The organism is Stenotrophomonas sp. MYb57 (assembly GCF_002966815.1).
Lineage (GTDB): Bacteria > Pseudomonadota > Gammaproteobacteria > Xanthomonadales > Xanthomonadaceae > Stenotrophomonas > Stenotrophomonas indicatrix.
Genome location: NZ_CP023271.1, coordinates 949,175 through 965,117, shown reverse-complemented (window position 1 = coordinate 965,117; position 15,943 = coordinate 949,175). Strand labels below are relative to the sequence as shown.

Below are 15,943 nucleotides of genomic sequence, written 5' to 3'. Positions count from 1 at the left end.
GGACCTCAGGCGCGGCGCTTGTGCTTGGCGTCGTCCGAACGCAGCTGCTGGATGCGTTCGAAGTAGCCCGGCTCGATGCCCGTCGGGTAATGGCCGTTGAAGCACGAGGAATCGAAGTTGCGCAGCGCCGGATTGCCTTCGCTCACCGCCGCTTCCATGTCTTCGATGTCCTGGTAGATCAGCCAGTCACAGCCCAGGTGCGCTTCGATTTCCTCGATGCTGCGGTTGTGCGCGACCAGCTCTTCAGCGGCCGGCATGTCGATGCCGTAGATGTTCGGGTAACGCACCGGCGGCGCGGCGCTGGCCAGGTAGACCTTGCGTGCGCCGGCGTCACGCGCCATCTGCACGATCTGCTGGCTGGTGGTGCCGCGCACGATCGAGTCGTCCACCAGCAGCACCACGCGGTTGCGGAATTCCAGGTGGATCGGGTTGAGCTTGCGGCGCACCGACTTCACCCGTTCGCCCTGGCCCGGCATGATGAACGTGCGGCCGATGTAACGGTTCTTGATGAAGCCTTCGCGGTACTTCACCCCGAGTACGTTGGAGATCTCCAGCGCGGCATCGCGCGAGGTGTCCGGGATCGGGATGATGGTGTCGATGTCGTGGTCCGGGCGCAGGCGCAGGATCTTCTCGCCCAGCTTGATGCCCATGCGCATGCGCGCCTTGTGCACCGACACGTTGTCGATCATCGAATCGGGGCGTGCGAAATACACGTACTCGAAGATGCACGGGGTGTGTTCGGCCGGCTCGGCGCAGATTTCCGAGAACAACTCGCCGCGCGCGGTGATCACCAGTGCTTCGCCCGGCTGCACGTCACGCACGCGCTGGAAGCCCAGCACGTCCAGCGCGGCCGACTCGGAGGCAACGATGTATTCGTCACCCTCGGCATGACTGCGCTTGCCCAGCACCAGCGGGCGGATGCCATGCGGATCGCGGAAAGCGACCAGGCCCAGGCCCAGCACCACGCTGACCACCGCATAGCCGCCCTTGCAGCGGCGGTGCACGCCGGCAACCGCGCGGATGGCGGCTTCCGGGCTGAGCTGGCGCTGCTGTTCCAGTTCGTAGGCGAACACGTTCAACAGCACTTCGCTGTCCGAATCGGTATTGACGTTGCGTCGGTCCTGCTCGAACACCTGCTGACGCAGGTCCTCGGTGTTGATCAGGTTGCCGTTGTGGGCCAGCGCGATGCCGTACGGCGAATTGACGTAGAACGGCTGTGCCTCGTCCATGCCTTCCGAACCGGCGGTCGGATAGCGCACATGGGCGATGCCGACGCTGCCTTCCAGGGTGGACATGGTGCGTGCATCGAACACATCGCGGACCAGGCCGGTGGCCTTCTGCACCCGCAGGCGGCTGCCGTTGACGGTGGCGATGCCCGCCGCGTCCTGGCCGCGATGCTGGAGGACGGTCAAGCCGTCATACAACTGCCCGGCGACGTTCTGGTTGCCGACGATTCCGACGATGCCACACATGATGCGAGGTCTCCGCTGGGCTGTGCCCAGTTACAAGGAAGGTGGCCGTACCTGGCCAGAGTTGTCGCCGCGTCTGCGGTCGACATTGGCCGGGTCGTCCGGCTCGATGCTGCCCGGTAGTGCTGGGGCGTCCGGGCGCACTTCGGCCGGATCGTATGCCTCGCCCTGTTCCGCCTTCGCAGGCCGCAGCCATCCGCTGCCCGCCACTATCTGACCGAGTACGCCATTATCGCCTGTCGCCCCCGGCTTGCCCACTCCGGCGCCGGCGCTCTTGCCCAGCTCCATCAACGCAGATGGGGACAGCGCGTCCATCGGCAAGGCCTTGGGCAGCAGGTCGGTGCCCGGCACCTGCCACTGCGGCAGCTTGCTGTTCATCCAGGCCACGGCCGGGTTCAGCACCGGGCGCAGCGCCGAGCCGCGCCAGGAGGGTTCGGCGGTAAGCGGAGTGAAGCCGGCCAGCAACAGCAGCACGGCCGCGATCAGCCCGCCACGCACGGCACCGAGGACCCCGCCCAGCAGGCGGTCCAGGCTGCCCAGCATGTTGCGGTGGACGATGGCCTTGATGACCATGCCGATCACGGCGACCACGACCATCACGCCGATGCCGACGCTGAGGTAGCCGCCGATGAAATGCTCGCCGCCGGGCGCAGCCGGTGCTGCCCACCAGCGTGCGGCGTCATTGCCGAAGGCGAAGGCCGCCCAGGCGGCCACCAGCCACGATACGGTGCCGATGACGATGCCCACGAAGCCGCGCAGCAACCCAAGCAGGGTGGAGGCGGCGATCACGATCAGCAGCACCACGTCGATCATGGCGCCCCGCTCCTTCGGCGGCGCTGGCAACGGGGCTGCGTACAGGTCATGGGTGCGGTCGCACCATGCCGGCCACGCCGACCTTGGCGGCGACCTGCGCCTTCAACTGTTCAGCATCGGCGCGGTTGGCGACCGGTCCGACACGGACACGGTGCAGGCTGCCCTTTTCGGTACGAACCTGCTCGACGAAGGCGCTGAAGCCTGCCGCGCGCACCTTGTCGCGCAGGGCGTTGGCATCGTTGGCCTGGCCGAATGCGCCGAGCTGTACGGCAAAACCCACTCCGCTGGCGGCCGGTGCGGCCGGCGTGGTCGGCGGCGTGGCCGGCTTGCTGGCGGTCGCTTCCGGCTTGGGCTCGGGCTTCGGTTCCGGCTTGGCCACCGGCTTGACCGGCTCCGGCTTGGCGGCCGGCGGCGCTGCTGCGGTCGGCGTACTCGGCGGCAGGCTTTCACTGCGCACCGGGTTGCCGGTCGCCGACGGCGTGGCCGCCGCGACGGGAGTACTGGCGCTCGGCGGGGGCGTCGGCGTGCTTGCCACCGGTGCGCTGGTGGAGGGTTTCGCATCGAGCGTGATGACTTCTGCCTTCACGTCGGCACGCACCTTCACCGCCTGCAGCCGGGCCGCTTCGGCCTGGGCACGGTCGGCATACGGCCCAACGCGAACGCGCCAGGCCGGGCGACCGTTGATCGATGCGGTCTCGATGAAGCCCGGAAGCTGCGAACGCTTGAGGTAGGCGATCACTGCATCGGCGTCGGCCTGGCTGCCGTAGGCGCCGAAGGTCACCGCGTAATTACCTGCGGCGACGGCTGGCGAGGTGTCCACGGTCGGCGGTGCCGCCGGGGCGGCGGCCTCCTCGACGGGGCGGGCCTGGCCACTCTGCAACCCGGTGGCGCCACCGGCCGGTGCGACCAGCGGCAGTTCACGGGTTTCAAACTGGCCATCGGCCGGCGCATCGGGCGCGGCGATCGGCACAGAAGCGACACCGCTGTCCGGGGCCGGGCCCTTGACGAGCATCGGCAGGAAAATGACGGCCAAGGCCACCAGGACGATGGCACCAATCAGACGCTGTTTCAGGGGCGTATCCACGTAGGGCAGGCGGCAGGCTGGACGTTGCGGTCGATTATACGGGTGCGCGACCGCACGGCGTCGGTAATGGCTGAACGGCGGTCAGGCGTGGGCCTGCAGCCATTGCAGCGCAGCGGCGGCGGTATGGAAGGAACCGAATACCAGCACCCGGTCGCCGCGCTCGGCGCGGGCCAGCACCTGCGCCATAGCCTGTTCGACCGTGCCGGCCAGCGCCGCAGTGGCTGCCGCAGTATCTGCCAGCCGTGCCTGCAGTTCCGCCGCACTCTGCCCACGCGCGCCATCGAGCCCGGCCAGGGTCCAGTCGCTCACCACCTCCTGCAGGGCCTGCACCACGCCCACGGCGTCCTTGTCCTGCAGCGCGGCGTATACCGCCAGGGTGCGCCCGGGGGATGCCTCGGCCTTCAGCGCGCGCGCCAGCTGGCCGGCTGCCTGCGGGTTGTGGCCGACATCGACGCGAACCTGCACGCCATCGCGCTCGAACGCCTGCAGGCGCCCGGCGATGCGCGCCGCTGCCACGCCTGCGGCCCATGCCGCGCGCGGCACCGGCCTGTCCAACGCGCGCAGCGCCGCGATCGCCGCACCGGCGTTGGCCAGCTGGATCGGCCCGGCCAGCGTCGGCGTCGGCAGTTCCAAGCGGGTGCCGACATCGCGCCAGCGCCAACGCTGCGCGTCGATCGGTTCGTAGAAATAGTCGCTGCCGCCGCGGATCGCATTGGCACCCACCAGGTAGGCGCGCGCCAGCACGCTCGACGGCGGATCGGTCTCGCCCAGGATCACCGGCTTCCAGCCGCGGATGATGCCGGCCTTCTCGGCACCGATGGCCTCGCGGTCCTCGCCCAGCCATTCGGCGTGATCGATGTCCACGGTGGTGATCACCGCCACGTCGGCGTCGACGATGTTGACCGCATCCAGGCGGCCACCGAGGCCCACTTCCAGCACGGCCAGATCAAGATCGGCATCGGCAAACAACTGCAGCGCGGCCAGTGTTCCGTACTCGAAGTAGGTCAGCGTCACATCACCGCGCGCTGCCTCGACCGTGTTGAACGCGGCCACCAGTGCGGCGTCATCGACATCCTGGCCATCGATGCGCACGCGCTCGTTGTAGCGCAGCAGGTGCGGCGAGGTGTACGCGCCGACCTTCCAGCCCGCAGCACGCGCGATGGCCTCGATGAAGGCGACGGTGGAACCCTTGCCGTTGGTACCACCGACCACGATGGTGTGCCTGGCCGGCGTGCCCAGGCCCATCGCGGTGGCCACGGTGCGCACGCGCTCCAGTCCCATGTCGATGCTGGCTGGATGCTGGCGTTCAATGTAGTCCAGCCATTCGGCCAGAGTGGTCGGGGTGTTCTTCACGGCAAGGCTTCCAACAGGTGCAGGTGGTTCAGGGCAGAAGATTCAGAGTGCGCGGTGCTTGGCTTCACCGAAGAACGGCGTGTGGTGGGCGCAGTCGTTCAGGCGCACCACTTCCAGGCTGTCCAGGTCGGCGCCTTCAAGCAGGTTGAGCGTGGTCGGTGCCTGGCGGAAGGTCCACAGCCGCGACAACGGCAGGCCCAGCACCTTGCACAGGATCACCCGGTTGACTGCATCGTGGGCGACCACCAGCAGGGTGTCGTGTTCGCCAAGGCCTTCGGCGGCGCGGGCCAGGCCGCGCCAGCTGCGCTCCAGCACCAGGCGCAGCGATTCGCCACCGGGCATCAGCACGGTGTCCGGTTCATTGCGCCACGCCTGCAGGCGCGACGGGTCTTTTTCGTTGATTTCGCTGGCCAGCAGGCCTTCCCACTCACCGTGGGCGATTTCCTGCAGCTCCTGCTCGGTCAGCAGCATGTCGGCGCGTGCAGCACCCAGGGCCAGTTGCGCGGTGCGTTGGGCGCGTGACAGCGGCGAGGCCACCGCGCGGGTGATGTCCACCGAAGCCAGGCGGGCGCCAAGCGCCTGGGCCTGGGCCTCACCGATGGGCGAAAGCGGGATGTCGATCTGGCCCTGGTAGCGGCCTTCGGCGTTCCACGGCGTTTCGCCGTGACGGGCAAGCAGGATGCGCATGCGAACAAGGGGTCCTTGGGGGAGGAGTTCCGGCGCATTGTTCACATCCTGTGAAGTGCGCGGAACAGGGATGATACCTGTTCGGCGGACCCGGCCGGTCGGGGCATGAAAAAACCCCGCGACAGACGTCGCGGGGTTTCAGAAACTCCGGCTATCTGGTCGAGGTTGCCGGCCAGCGGCCGGCACTACCGCAACCGGTTCATTTCGCCAGGTTCAGTTCCTTCAGCAGCTGCGGCGCCGGCGCCACTTCCTGCATGATCCACTGCATGTAGCGGCTGTCGACGGCGATCATGCGGGTCATCACCGGGTCGAACACCCAGTTGGAACTGACCGATTCCCAGTTGCCGTCGAAGGCCAGGCCGACCAGCTTGCCGTTGGCATCGAGCACCGGCGAACCGGAGTTGCCGCCGGTGATGTCCAGGTTGGACAGGAAGTTCACCGGTACCGAACCGATCCGCTTGTCTTCCAGACCGCCGTAACGCTTGGCCTTGACCGCATCGAGCAGGGCCTTCGGCGAGTCGAACGGATCCTCACCGGTTTCCTTCGCCGCCACACCTTCCAGGGTGGTGAACGGGGTGTACTTCACGCCGTCCTTGCCATAGCCCATCACGTTGCCGAAGGTGATGCGCAGCGACAGGTTGGCATCGGGATAGACGAACTCGCCCTGGCTCTTCTTGTAGTCGGCCACGGCCTGCAGGTACAGCGGACGAGCGGTCAGCGATTCGCCCTCGCGGATCTTCTTCTGCTCTTCCTGCTTCAGCAGCGCCGGCATGACGGCCACCGCGTACTGGATGGCCGGATCATTGCTGGCTTCAAACGCAGCGCGATCGGCCTTGAACCACTTCAGGCGGTTGTCCAGGCTGCCCAGTCCGGTGCCGCCCAGCTTGGTCACCAGCGACTTCACCGCAGTGGCATCGCTGCCGGCCAACCACGTGTTCAGCACCTCGTTGTCGCGCTGGGCGGCTGGCAGGGCCACGTACTGGTCCAGCCAGTAGGTCTGCAGCTGCTGGTCCATCTTCGCCACGTAGCGGCGATCCATCTGCTTCAGGCTGCCCTCGATGGTGGTCAGGTCGCGGTCCTGGTAACCCGCTTCGCGCTCGGCGTCGGGCTTGCTGCGCTCGATCGACAGGCGGTACAGGGTGATGGCCGCGCCCACCGCGGAGGTGTTGTTGAACTGGCCGACGAACAGGTCGCGCTCGCGCGTCGACTTGCTGGTATCCAGGTGCTGCAGCAGCTGCGCGTGCGCAGCCAGTGCCGGCTTGCCGGCAGCGCCCTGCTTCTTCAGCCAGGCCAGCACCGCCGCTTCTTCGGCCTGCTTCTGGCCGGCGGCATCGATGCGCTTGAAGCCTTCCAGCTGGCCCAGGTAGTTCTTGGCCACGTTGTTCATGCTGGCCGCGGTGGCGGCGTACTTCACCTTGACGTCGGCGTCGGCCTTGCCAGCGTCGGCGATCATCTTCAGCACCGCGTTGTAGTGGCGGGCGATGGTCGGGTAGGTGAAGCTGGCGGTCTCGTTGAACTCACCGGCCAGCGCGTAGCGGTTGGTGCGGCCCGGGTAGCCGGCCACCATCACGAAGTCGTCGGCGCCGAGCGGCGTATCGGCGAACTTCAGGAAGTGCTTGGGCTGGTACGGCACATTGTCGGCCGAGAACGCGGCCGGCTTGCCATCCTTGCCGACGTAGGCACGGTAGAACGAGAAATCACCGGTGTGGCGCGGCCACATCCAGTTGTCGACGTCACCGCCGAACTTGCCGACGCTGCCCGGAGGTGCATAGACCAGGCGCACGTCCTTGATTTCCAGGTTGCGGAACAGGCGGTAGGTGTTGCCGCCGGAGAACGAATACAGGCGGCAGCGGAAGCCGGCATCGGCTTCACACGCGGCGACCTGGGCCTTGTCGAAAGCGTCCAGCGCACGGCTGCGGGCCAGCGGGTCCTTGCCGGCGCCGGCGATGGCCGCCTTGGCCTGGGCGGTGACGTCGGTGATCTGGTCGAGCACGAACACGCGGGCGTTCGGGCCGGCACTCAGTTCATCGCTGAGCTTGGGCGCGTTGAAGCCGTCCTTGATCAGGTTCTTCTGTGCGGTCGAGTTCAGCTGGATCGCACCATAGGCACAGTGGTGGTTGGTGACCACCAGGCCCTGCGGGGAGACGAAGCTGGCGGTGCAGCCGCCCAGCGCGACCACCGCGCCCATCGGGTCACCGGTCAGGTTGGCCAGCTGTTCCGGGGACAGCTTGAGGCCGGCCTTCTGCAGCGGGCCGGCGATTTCCGGCAGCTGCTGCGGCACCCACATGCCTTCAGCGGCATGGGCGACCTGGACCAGCCCAAGGCTGGCGACGACGGAGAATGCAAGCAGGTTCGAGCGCATGGAGCGGCCCCTGGTAGTGGAACCCTCGATTGTAGCCCGCCGCCCTGCCCCGGCCCGAACCCCGGAAGTCATGGGCCCCGGCCCGCCGGGCATGGCCCGGCGCTACCCGCACGATTTGCCGTTAGCGCCGGGCCATGCCCGGCGAACGCAGTGGCGCTGTTCGAAACGCCCGCCTGCGCACAGCTTTCGTTCCACCGCTGCGCCCGCAGCGCAGCATGGGAATTCTGCGTGGCGCCCTATAATCCGCGCTTTCCCCCTGATGAGTTCCACCCCGATGGCGCAGCAAACGATGAAGGCCCTGGTCAAGCGCGAAGCGGCCAAGGGCATCTGGATGGAAGAGGTTCCGGTGCCGACCCCGGGCCCCAACCAGGTCCTGATCAAGCTGGAAAAGACCGCGATCTGCGGCACCGACCTGCATATCTACCTGTGGGACGAATGGAGCCAGCGCACGATCAAGCCGGGCCTGACCATCGGCCATGAGTTCGTCGGCCGCATCGCAGAGATCGGCCCGGGCGTGACCGGCTACGAGATCGGCCAGCGCGTGTCGGCCGAAGGCCACATCGTCTGCGGCCACTGCCGCAACTGCCGCGGCGGTCGTCCGCACCTGTGCCCGAACACCGTCGGCATCGGCGTCAACGTCAACGGCGCGTTCGCCGAATACATGGTGATGCCGGCCAGCAACCTGTGGCCGATTCCCGACCAGATCCCGTCCGAACTGGCCGCCTTCTTCGACCCGTACGGCAATGCCGCGCACTGCGCGCTGGAATTCAACGTCATCGGCGAAGACGTGCTGATCACCGGCGCCGGCCCGATCGGCATCATCGCGGCGGGCATCTGCAAGCATATCGGTGCACGCAACGTGGTGGTGACCGACGTCAACGACTTCCGCCTGAAGCTGGCCGCCGACATGGGCGCCACCCGCGTGGTCAACGTCGCCAACACGTCGCTGAAGGACGTGATGAAGGAACTGCACATGGAGGGCTTCGACGTGGGCCTGGAAATGAGCGGCAACCCGCGTGCGTTCAACGACATGCTCGACTGCATGTACCACGGCGGCAAGATCGCCATGCTCGGCATCATGCCCAAGGGCGCCGGCTGCGACTGGGACAAGATCATCTTCAAGGGCCTGACCGTGCAGGGCATCTACGGCCGCAAGATGTACGAGACCTGGTACAAGATGACCCAGCTGGTGCTGTCCGGCTTCCCGCTCGGCAAGGTGATGACCCACCAGCTGCCGATCGACGACTTCCAGAAGGGCTTCGACCTGATGGAAGAAGGCAAGGCCGGCAAGGTGGTCCTCAGCTGGAATTGACTCTTCGGGTCAATTCCCCCGCAGGTTTCCTTATCCCCGCGCCGTCGGCGCGCCCCCTTGAACAACAAGGGGGCTCTCCCCCAGATGGGATCAAGAACGCTGCGGAATCGAAAAAGGCGCCCATTGGGCGCCTTTTTCGTGAAGCGTGCCAGGCAAGCCAGGCACCTACCGTAACGCCTGCGGCGTTACTTGCCTACGGCCACGCTCAGCATCACCCGGCTGTGGGCCAGCTTGCCGGAGTTGTCGCGGCCGTTGCCATCGGTGCCGTAGTAACCCAGGCCGACATTGAACAGGCCGAACTGGCGGGCGACGCCGACGTTCCAGTCGGTGTAGTCCTTGGCGATACCGTCCTCGAAGGTGCTGCGGCCGACGTTGGCGTTGAGCGTGAAGTCCTTCGGCAGGCCCCAGCTGCCACCCAGGCCGAAGTACCAGCCGTCGGTGCTGCTGTTCCACACATCGTTGCTGTAGGCCACCGTCAGCTTGTAGGTGTCGTCCAGCGTGGTGGTGGTGATCAGCTCGTTGTAGTTCTGGTGGCTGGCCTTGAGGTAGGTGTAACGGTTCAACAGCACGTCGAAGTTGACGCGCTCGGTCACGTCCACGCCGTAGCCGATAAGGTAGTCGACCTCGGTATTCGGATCGCCCGGACCGAAGTCCACGCCCGAACCCCAGACACCGGCATACAGGCCAACCGGGCTGGTGTAGGTGAAGCCGGCCTGCAGGGTCGGATCCTCATCGGTCTGCGACACACCACGGAACAGGTAGTCCGAGACGGCGGTGACGTTCCAGCTGTACGGAGATTCGTTGTCCTGGGCGCTGGCGGCGAACGGCGCGAGGGTCAGGGCGGCGGCAATGGCGAGGCAGGCACGGGCGTGCTTCATGAGCGTCTCCGGTGGGGTCGGTGGCGTGGAAGGCGGGGATCTGCAGCGGGCGCAGCAACCGGAGCCAGACAGCCCCGGTTCACGAATTTTTAACCCGTTTGCTATTGCGATGCAACATGTGCCGGCCATGGCGGTGCCCCATCCGGCCCGGTCCGCAGCCGTCGATGCCCGGTAGAATCAGCGGTTTCCCCGTGCTGAGCCGTGCCCACGCCATGACCGACTCCTCCGCCCTGACCCGCCACTATGCTGAGGAACTGGACGCCATCCGCGCCCAGGGCCTGTTCAAGTCCGAGCGGATCATCACCAGCCCGCAGTCCGCCGAGATCACCCTGGAAGACGGCCGCAAGGTGCTGAACTTCTGTGCCAACAACTACCTCGGCCTGGCCGACCATCCTGACCTGATCCAGGCCGCGAAGGACGCGCTGGACAGCCACGGTTTCGGCATGGCATCGGTGCGCTTCATCTGCGGCACCCAGGACCTGCACAAGCAGCTGGAGAAACAGATCGCCGACTTCTTCGGCAAGCAGGACACCATCCTGTACGCGGCCTGCTTCGACGCCAACGGCGGCCTGTTCGAACCGCTGCTGGGCGAGAACGACGCGATCATTTCCGATGCACTGAACCATGCCTCGATCATCGACGGCGTGCGCCTGTGCAAGGCCAAGCGCTTCCGCTACGCCAACTGCGACATGGCCGACCTGGAAGCGCAGCTGCAGGCCGCCGATGCGGCCGGCTGCAAGACCAAGCTGATCACCACCGACGGCGTGTTCTCGATGGACGGCTTCATCGCGCCGCTGGACGAAATCACCGCGCTGGCGAAGAAGTACAACGCGCTGGTCCACATCGACGAATGCCATGCCACCGGCTTCCTCGGCGCGACGGGCCGCGGCTCGGCCGAGGTCAAGGGCGTGCTGGAGAAGATCGACATCATCACCGGCACCCTGGGCAAGGCCATGGGCGGCGCACTGGGTGGCTTCACCTGCGCCAGCGCCGAAGTGATCGAGCTGCTGCGCCAGCGCTCGCGCCCGTACCTGTTCTCCAACTCGCTGCCGCCGCACGTGGTCGCCGCCGGCATCAAGGCGTTCGAGATGCTGGCCGCGGCCGATGACCTGCGCAGCACCCTGGCCGCCAACACCACCTACTTCCGCGAGAAGATGACCGCTGCCGGCTTCGACGTGAAGCCCGGCGTGCATCCGATCAGCCCAGTGATGCTGTACGACGCACCGCTGGCGCAGAAATTCGCCGAGCGGCTGCTGGAAGAAGGCATCTATGCGATCGGCTTCTTCTTCCCGGTGGTGCCCAAGGGCCAGGCCCGCATCCGCACCCAGATCAGCGCCGCGCACAGCCGCGAGCACCTGGACCGCGCGATCGATGCATTCACCCGCATCGGTGTCGAGCTGGGCGTGATCAAGGGCTGATCACCCACGGATAACGCCGGGCCATGCCCGGCGGTTTCCCGATAGCCGCGCCATGCGCTCGCCGGGCACGGGCCCGGCGCTACCCATCAGGGCGTGCCGACCAAGGTCGGCACCTGCCAGGCCTTATTTCTTCTTTTTCTTCTTGTCCTTGGGCTCGTCCTTGCTGGCGACCACCACCGGCTTGGCGGCAGCATCCTGCCCGTTGCCCTTGGCAACGCGGATGCCATTGGCTTTCATCCAGGCATCGAACTGGTCGGCGGTCATCTTCTGGTCGCCGTTGCTCATCATGAAGCGATAGCTGCCGCGGCCATCCAGCTCCGGGGTCTTCACTTCAACCACCGGGGTTTCGGCGGGGCGATCGGCCTTGGCCGCCTTCTTGTGGCCGCCGCAGGCCGTCAACAGCACGATCGGCAACAACAGGCTGGCACAGCGCAGGGTTTGCTTGAGGGTCGGGTGATACATGGCAGGCTCCGTTCTGGACATTCGACAACCAGGCGCCCCCTACGCCTGGAACGGTGGCCGGCAAGCGCCGGCCGTGGGCATCACTCAGCCCGGTGCAGCGGCCCCCAGCCGCTGCCGGTCGCTGACCTCCAGCGCCCGCCACTGGCCCTTGCCGAGATCGCCGAGCGTGAGCTCTCCGATCGCAACGCGGACCAGGCGCAGCACCTGCAGGTCGAAGGCCGCCAGCAGGCGACGGATATGGCGGTTGCGGCCCTCGTCGAGGACCACCTCCAGCCAGGCGGTCTTGTCGCCGCTGCGCAGCACGCGCACGGCCAAGGCAAGCAGGAACTCGCCCTCGTCTTCGACACCGGCGCGCAGCGCGGCCAGGGTGTCCTCGTCAGGCAGGCGATCCACCTGCACGTGGTAGGTCTTGTGCGGGCCGGTCTGCGGATCAGTCAGGCGCGCAGCCCACTGCGGATCATTGCTGAACAGCAACAGGCCTTCACTGGCCTTGTCCAGGCGACCGACCGGCGCGATCCACGGCAGGCCGGCACCATCGAAGCAGCGGTACACGGTGTCGCGGCCACGCTCATCCTGCACGGTGGTGACCACCCCGCGCGGTTTGTTGAGCATCAGGTACAGACGTTGCGGTGCGCCCATCGGCTGGCCGTCGACCTCGATCGGTGGCGCCGGGCTGGCAATCGGGAATTCCGGATCACGGACGATGCGCCCGGCGACACGAACGCGGCCATCAGCGATCCAGCGCGCGGCCTCGCTGCGCGAGCACACACCCGCCTTGGACAGCACGCGCGCCAAGCCATGGCGCACGCCAGCGGAAACCGCAGGGGGATTCGCACGCCCACGCGCAGCGTGGGAGCGGGCAGCGGGGGCGGCAGGTGGGCGGCGCGTGCGCAAGCCTCTGCTCCCCGCCGCGCTTACTTCTTGTCGACCGGCTTGGTCTCAGCCGGCACTTCGGCTGCGGCCGGGGTGGCTGCCGGAACCGGACGCGCCTTGACCACGCGTACGCCGCGCGCCTTCATCCAGGCGTCGAACTCTTCGGCGGTCATGCGCTTGCCGTTCTGGCTCATGTCAAAGCGCCACGGCGTGTTGTCGAACTCGGTCTGCGGCTTGTACGCGGCCGGATCATTCGGCTTCACCGCCGGCGCGCTCGGAATCGCCTTGGCGATGTTCTGGCAGCCATCGATGCGCAAGCGCTGCAGCACCTGGTCCAGCGACTGCGACGGATCGTAGCTGCTGCCCAGCACGCCGCTGGACATGCCCAGCTGGCTGCTGCGGATGTACAGCTCGTCGGCCACCGGGGCGACGGCCGTGGCCGGCAACGGCAGCGGCGAAGCGCTGGTGTTGACCGAGCAATCGACCGCAGCGTGAGCAGCAGGAACCAGGGCCAGCGCCAGAACGGCAGCCGATGCAGAGCGCAGCATGAGGGCATCCACGAAAGGAAGTGACGCGGCGAGTTTAGCAATGCCGCGTCATCTTTCAAGCGCCACTTTCAATGAATACGGCAACTCATTGGTTTAATAAGCAAATTACCGACGAACGGTCACCATTCCAGCGCTGATTCATCATTGCGGACCGCACAAACAACAAGACCCGGCCGAAGCCGGGTCCTGCTGTGTCTTACTGGCAGAGCGTCAGAACTTAGTTCTGGACGTTCAGCTCGGTACGACGGTTCTTGGCGCGACCTTCCGGATTGTCCGAACCATCCGGGTTGGTGTTCGGCGCAATCGGACGGCTCTCGCCGTAGCCGATCGGACCGGCCAGACGGCCAGCGTCGACGCCGTTCTTGGTCAGGTAGTTGTACACCGCGGTAGCACGACGCTCCGACAGCTTCTGGTTGTAAGCGTCGGTACCCTTCGAGTCGGTGTGACCGGCAACTTCAACGCGCAGATCCGGGTAACGCTTCAGGATCTCGGTGGCTTCGCTCAGGATGGCCACAGCGTCCGGACGCAGGTTCGACTTGTCGAAGTCGAAGTTCACGCCCTTCAGGTCGATCGAGACCGGCACCGGGCAACCGTCCGGACCGATGGTCTGACCCGGCTGCGAGTTCGGGCACTTGTCGTCGCAGTTGTTGACGCCGTCACCGTCGTCATCCAGGTCGGCGCAGCTCGGGGCAACCGGAGCCGGAGCCGGAGCAGCAGCCACCGGGGCCGGGCCCAGCGGGATCACGACGCCGACCGAAGCCAGCACGTCGCCGAACCAGCTTTCGTCGCGCGCGGCGATGCTCTGGTCGTCGAAGTCAGCGCGGTAGGCCACTTCGGCGCGGACAGCAACGCGCTTGTCGAAGGTGGTCTGCAGGCCGACGCCGAGCTTGGCAGCCAGGTTGCCGTCCTTGCGGTCAGCCAGGCCACCGGCGATCGGGTTGTACTCTTCTTCCGACTTCTGGTAGCCCAGGCCGCCCACGATGTAGGGGTTCCAGCCGCGGCCTTCCTTGATGAAGTGGCGACGCAGATCGAACGACACGCCGTACTGCGACCAGTTCTTGTCCTGGTTGGCGTCGAAGTTCGGGTTCTGGTAGTTCAGCTCACCATCCAGCGACCAGTTCGGGCTGATGAACTTGCCCAGACCCAGGGTCACGAACGGAGCGTCGTTGGTCAGGCGGTCGTTGTCCTGGAAGTTGAAGCCGGCCGAACCGGTCAGGTACCAGCGGTCATCGAACTCCTGCGCCGACGCAGCCTGGGCGAAAGCCAGACCGCCCAGCAGCGCGGCAGTAAGGATCTTCTTGTTCATTGAGTACAGCTCCTATTTCGGGGGTATGAAACCGGTAGAGGCATGGGCCAGCACTACTGCGTCGATGTTCAGACAGCCGATTCAGCACGCCACCGCCGCGAACATTATGCTCAGGCGGGTGAAGGTCATGTTAACAGTCCCGTAACATGTGAAGCGTCGTGCGCGACCGGCTACCGGCCCGACGTTGAAACCCTATACAGGATGATGAAAATCCGCAAGACCCACACACCACAAGGGTTTGGAAGAGTTTAAGAGCCAGATGCGACAGTTTTGACGCTGATTGTCACAAAGCGATTCAGCGCGCGCCCATCGAGGTGAGGAACCTTATGATGCAGACAGGAACCGAGCTGGAGCTGCAATGAAAGCCGTCGCCCTGTGCCGTGACTCCGCCCCTGCCCTGCGCGATCTGGTGCTGCCACCGCCGCAGCCGCCACGTGGCCGTGACCTGCTGATCCGCGTCGAAGCACTTTCCGTCAATCCCGTCGACGGGAAGCTGCGTGCAGCCACGTCGGCCGCGTCGCTGGATACCCCGCGCATTCTCGGCTGGGACGCGGCAGGGGTGGTCGAAGCGATGGGCGAGGAGGCCAGCCTGTTCGCCTCCGGTGACGAGGTCTACTACGCAGGAGATGTCACCCGCCCTGGCTGCAATGCACAGTATCAGCTGGTGGATGAGCGGCTGGTGGCACGCAAACCGACCACCCTCGATTTCGCCGAAGCGGCCGCACTGCCGCTGACCACCCTTACTGCCTGGGAACTGCTGTTCCAGCGCATGCCCCTGCAGCTTGATGATCGCCGCCACGCCGGCCAGCGCCTGCTGGTGATCGGTGGTGCCGGCGGAGTCGGCTCGATGGCGATCCAGCTGGCCCACCACGCGGGGTTTGAGGTCATTGCCACCGCCTCGCGTGAAGCCTCGATCGACTGGTGCCGGCGGATGGGCGCCCAGCATGTCATCGACCATCGCCAGCCCCTGTTGCCGCAGCTGCAGGCGCTTGGCGTCGACGAAGTGCAGGTGGCACTCAACCTGGCCGACACCGATCACTACTGGGACGAACTGGGCCAGCTGCTGGCACCACAGGGACATGTAGGCCTGATCGTGGAACCCCGCGGCCCGCTGCGCATCGGCGATCCCTACAAGGCCAAGTGCATCGGCATCCATTGGGAATTCATGTTCGCCCGCGCGCGCTTTGCGACCGCCGACCGCATTGAGCAGCACCGCATCCTCAACCGCGCCGCCAGCATGATCGACGCGGGCCAGTTGCGCGGCACGCTGAGCGAAGTGCTGGGCCCGATCAATGCGGCCAACCTGGATGCCGCGCATCAGCGTCTGGCCGGCGGCCGCACCATCGGCAAGCTGGCGCTGGCCGGCTGGGACGACTGA

Annotated in this window: 14 protein-coding genes; 3 read left to right on the top strand and 11 right to left on the bottom strand. The window is 66.4% G+C overall.

Going from position 1 to position 15,943, the window contains the following annotated elements; translation table 11 throughout:
* Window positions 1–5: 5 nt before the first annotated feature.
* The 6 genes from purF to CLM74_RS04340 form a co-directional block, all read right to left on the bottom strand.
* Window positions 6–1,472, bottom strand: coding sequence for an amidophosphoribosyltransferase (purF, locus tag CLM74_RS04365; RefSeq protein ID WP_025878104.1), 1,467 nt, complete (start codon window positions 1,470–1,472; stop codon window positions 6–8).
* Between the two features lie 30 nt (window positions 1,473–1,502).
* Window positions 1,503–2,282, bottom strand: a complete 780-nt coding sequence (locus CLM74_RS04360) for a CvpA family protein (RefSeq protein ID WP_033830450.1) — start codon at window positions 2,280–2,282, stop codon at window positions 1,503–1,505.
* A gap of 46 nt (window positions 2,283–2,328) precedes the next feature.
* Window positions 2,329–3,366 (bottom strand): SPOR domain-containing protein, encoded by a 1,038-nt coding sequence (locus CLM74_RS04355; RefSeq protein WP_105163507.1) that lies wholly within the window; start codon window positions 3,364–3,366, stop codon window positions 2,329–2,331.
* Window positions 3,367–3,447: 81 nt separating this feature from the next.
* Complete coding sequence (gene folC / locus CLM74_RS04350; protein WP_033830448.1) at window positions 3,448–4,719, bottom strand: bifunctional tetrahydrofolate synthase/dihydrofolate synthase; 1,272 nt, start codon at window positions 4,717–4,719, stop codon at window positions 3,448–3,450.
* Between the two features lie 42 nt (window positions 4,720–4,761).
* A complete protein-coding gene (locus tag CLM74_RS04345; RefSeq protein ID WP_105163506.1) occupies window positions 4,762–5,406 on the bottom strand; it encodes a histidine phosphatase family protein in 645 nt (214 codons plus the stop codon).
* Between the two features lie 199 nt (window positions 5,407–5,605).
* Window positions 5,606–7,768, bottom strand: coding sequence for a S46 family peptidase (locus tag CLM74_RS04340; protein WP_025878099.1), 2,163 nt, complete (start codon window positions 7,766–7,768; stop codon window positions 5,606–5,608).
* 289 nt (window positions 7,769–8,057) lie between these two features.
* Between CLM74_RS04340 and tdh the strand changes: the two genes are divergently transcribed.
* The gene (tdh, locus tag CLM74_RS04335) at window positions 8,058–9,080 is read left to right on the top strand and encodes an L-threonine 3-dehydrogenase (RefSeq protein ID WP_032952044.1); all 1,023 of its coding nucleotides are present in this window, start codon (window positions 8,058–8,060) and stop codon (window positions 9,078–9,080) included.
* A 185-nt stretch (window positions 9,081–9,265) separates the two neighbouring features.
* Here the strand turns inward: tdh and CLM74_RS04330 are convergent, their stop codons facing one another.
* On the bottom strand, window positions 9,266–9,958 hold the full coding sequence (locus tag CLM74_RS04330; protein ID WP_025878097.1) for a TorF family putative porin: 693 nt from the start codon (window positions 9,956–9,958) through the stop codon (window positions 9,266–9,268).
* 212 nt (window positions 9,959–10,170) lie between these two features.
* Between CLM74_RS04330 and kbl the strand changes: the two genes are divergently transcribed.
* Window positions 10,171–11,376: a glycine C-acetyltransferase gene (kbl, locus tag CLM74_RS04325; RefSeq protein WP_059066100.1), complete on the top strand. Its 1,206-nt coding sequence runs from the start codon at window positions 10,171–10,173 to the stop codon at window positions 11,374–11,376.
* Window positions 11,377–11,499: 123 nt separating this feature from the next.
* Here the strand turns inward: kbl and CLM74_RS04320 are convergent, their stop codons facing one another.
* The 4 genes from CLM74_RS04320 to CLM74_RS04305 form a co-directional block, all read right to left on the bottom strand.
* Window positions 11,500–11,838, bottom strand: coding sequence for a hypothetical protein (locus CLM74_RS04320; RefSeq protein ID WP_088101157.1), 339 nt, complete (start codon window positions 11,836–11,838; stop codon window positions 11,500–11,502).
* Window positions 11,839–11,922: 84 nt separating this feature from the next.
* Complete coding sequence (locus CLM74_RS04315; protein ID WP_234003419.1) at window positions 11,923–12,732, bottom strand: pseudouridine synthase; 810 nt, start codon at window positions 12,730–12,732, stop codon at window positions 11,923–11,925.
* Window positions 12,733–12,752: 20 nt separating this feature from the next.
* Entirely contained in the window at window positions 12,753–13,259 is a 507-nt protein-coding gene (locus CLM74_RS04310; RefSeq protein ID WP_025878093.1) for a hypothetical protein, read from the bottom strand.
* A 217-nt stretch (window positions 13,260–13,476) separates the two neighbouring features.
* A complete protein-coding gene (locus CLM74_RS04305) occupies window positions 13,477–14,565 on the bottom strand; it encodes an OmpA family protein (RefSeq protein ID WP_032977421.1) in 1,089 nt (362 codons plus the stop codon).
* A 358-nt stretch (window positions 14,566–14,923) separates the two neighbouring features.
* Here CLM74_RS04305 and CLM74_RS04300 point away from each other — a divergent pair, with 358 nt between their 5' ends.
* Complete coding sequence (locus tag CLM74_RS04300) at window positions 14,924–15,943, top strand: zinc-binding alcohol dehydrogenase family protein (RefSeq protein ID WP_099782969.1); 1,020 nt, start codon at window positions 14,924–14,926, stop codon at window positions 15,941–15,943.

Coding starts and splice junctions, on each gene's coding strand:
- purF (WP_025878104.1), bottom strand. CDS start 1,472: ATGTGTGGCATCGTCGGAATCGTCGGCAACCAGAACGTCGCCGGGCAG.
- CLM74_RS04360 (WP_033830450.1), bottom strand. CDS start 2,282: ATGATCGACGTGGTGCTGCTGATCGTGATCGCCGCCTCCACCCTGCTT.
- CLM74_RS04345 (WP_105163506.1), bottom strand. CDS start 5,406: ATGCGCATCCTGCTTGCCCGTCACGGCGAAACGCCGTGGAACGCCGAA.
- CLM74_RS04340 (WP_025878099.1), bottom strand. CDS start 7,768: ATGCGCTCGAACCTGCTTGCATTCTCCGTCGTCGCCAGCCTTGGGCTG.
- tdh (WP_032952044.1), top strand. CDS start 8,058: ATGAAGGCCCTGGTCAAGCGCGAAGCGGCCAAGGGCATCTGGATGGAA.
- CLM74_RS04330 (WP_025878097.1), bottom strand. CDS start 9,958: ATGAAGCACGCCCGTGCCTGCCTCGCCATTGCCGCCGCCCTGACCCTC.
- kbl (WP_059066100.1), top strand. CDS start 10,171: ATGACCGACTCCTCCGCCCTGACCCGCCACTATGCTGAGGAACTGGAC.
- CLM74_RS04320 (WP_088101157.1), bottom strand. CDS start 11,838: ATGTATCACCCGACCCTCAAGCAAACCCTGCGCTGTGCCAGCCTGTTG.
- CLM74_RS04310 (WP_025878093.1), bottom strand. CDS start 13,259: ATGCTGCGCTCTGCATCGGCTGCCGTTCTGGCGCTGGCCCTGGTTCCT.
- CLM74_RS04305 (WP_032977421.1), bottom strand. CDS start 14,565: ATGAACAAGAAGATCCTTACTGCCGCGCTGCTGGGCGGTCTGGCTTTC.
- CLM74_RS04300 (WP_099782969.1), top strand. CDS start 14,924: ATGAAAGCCGTCGCCCTGTGCCGTGACTCCGCCCCTGCCCTGCGCGAT.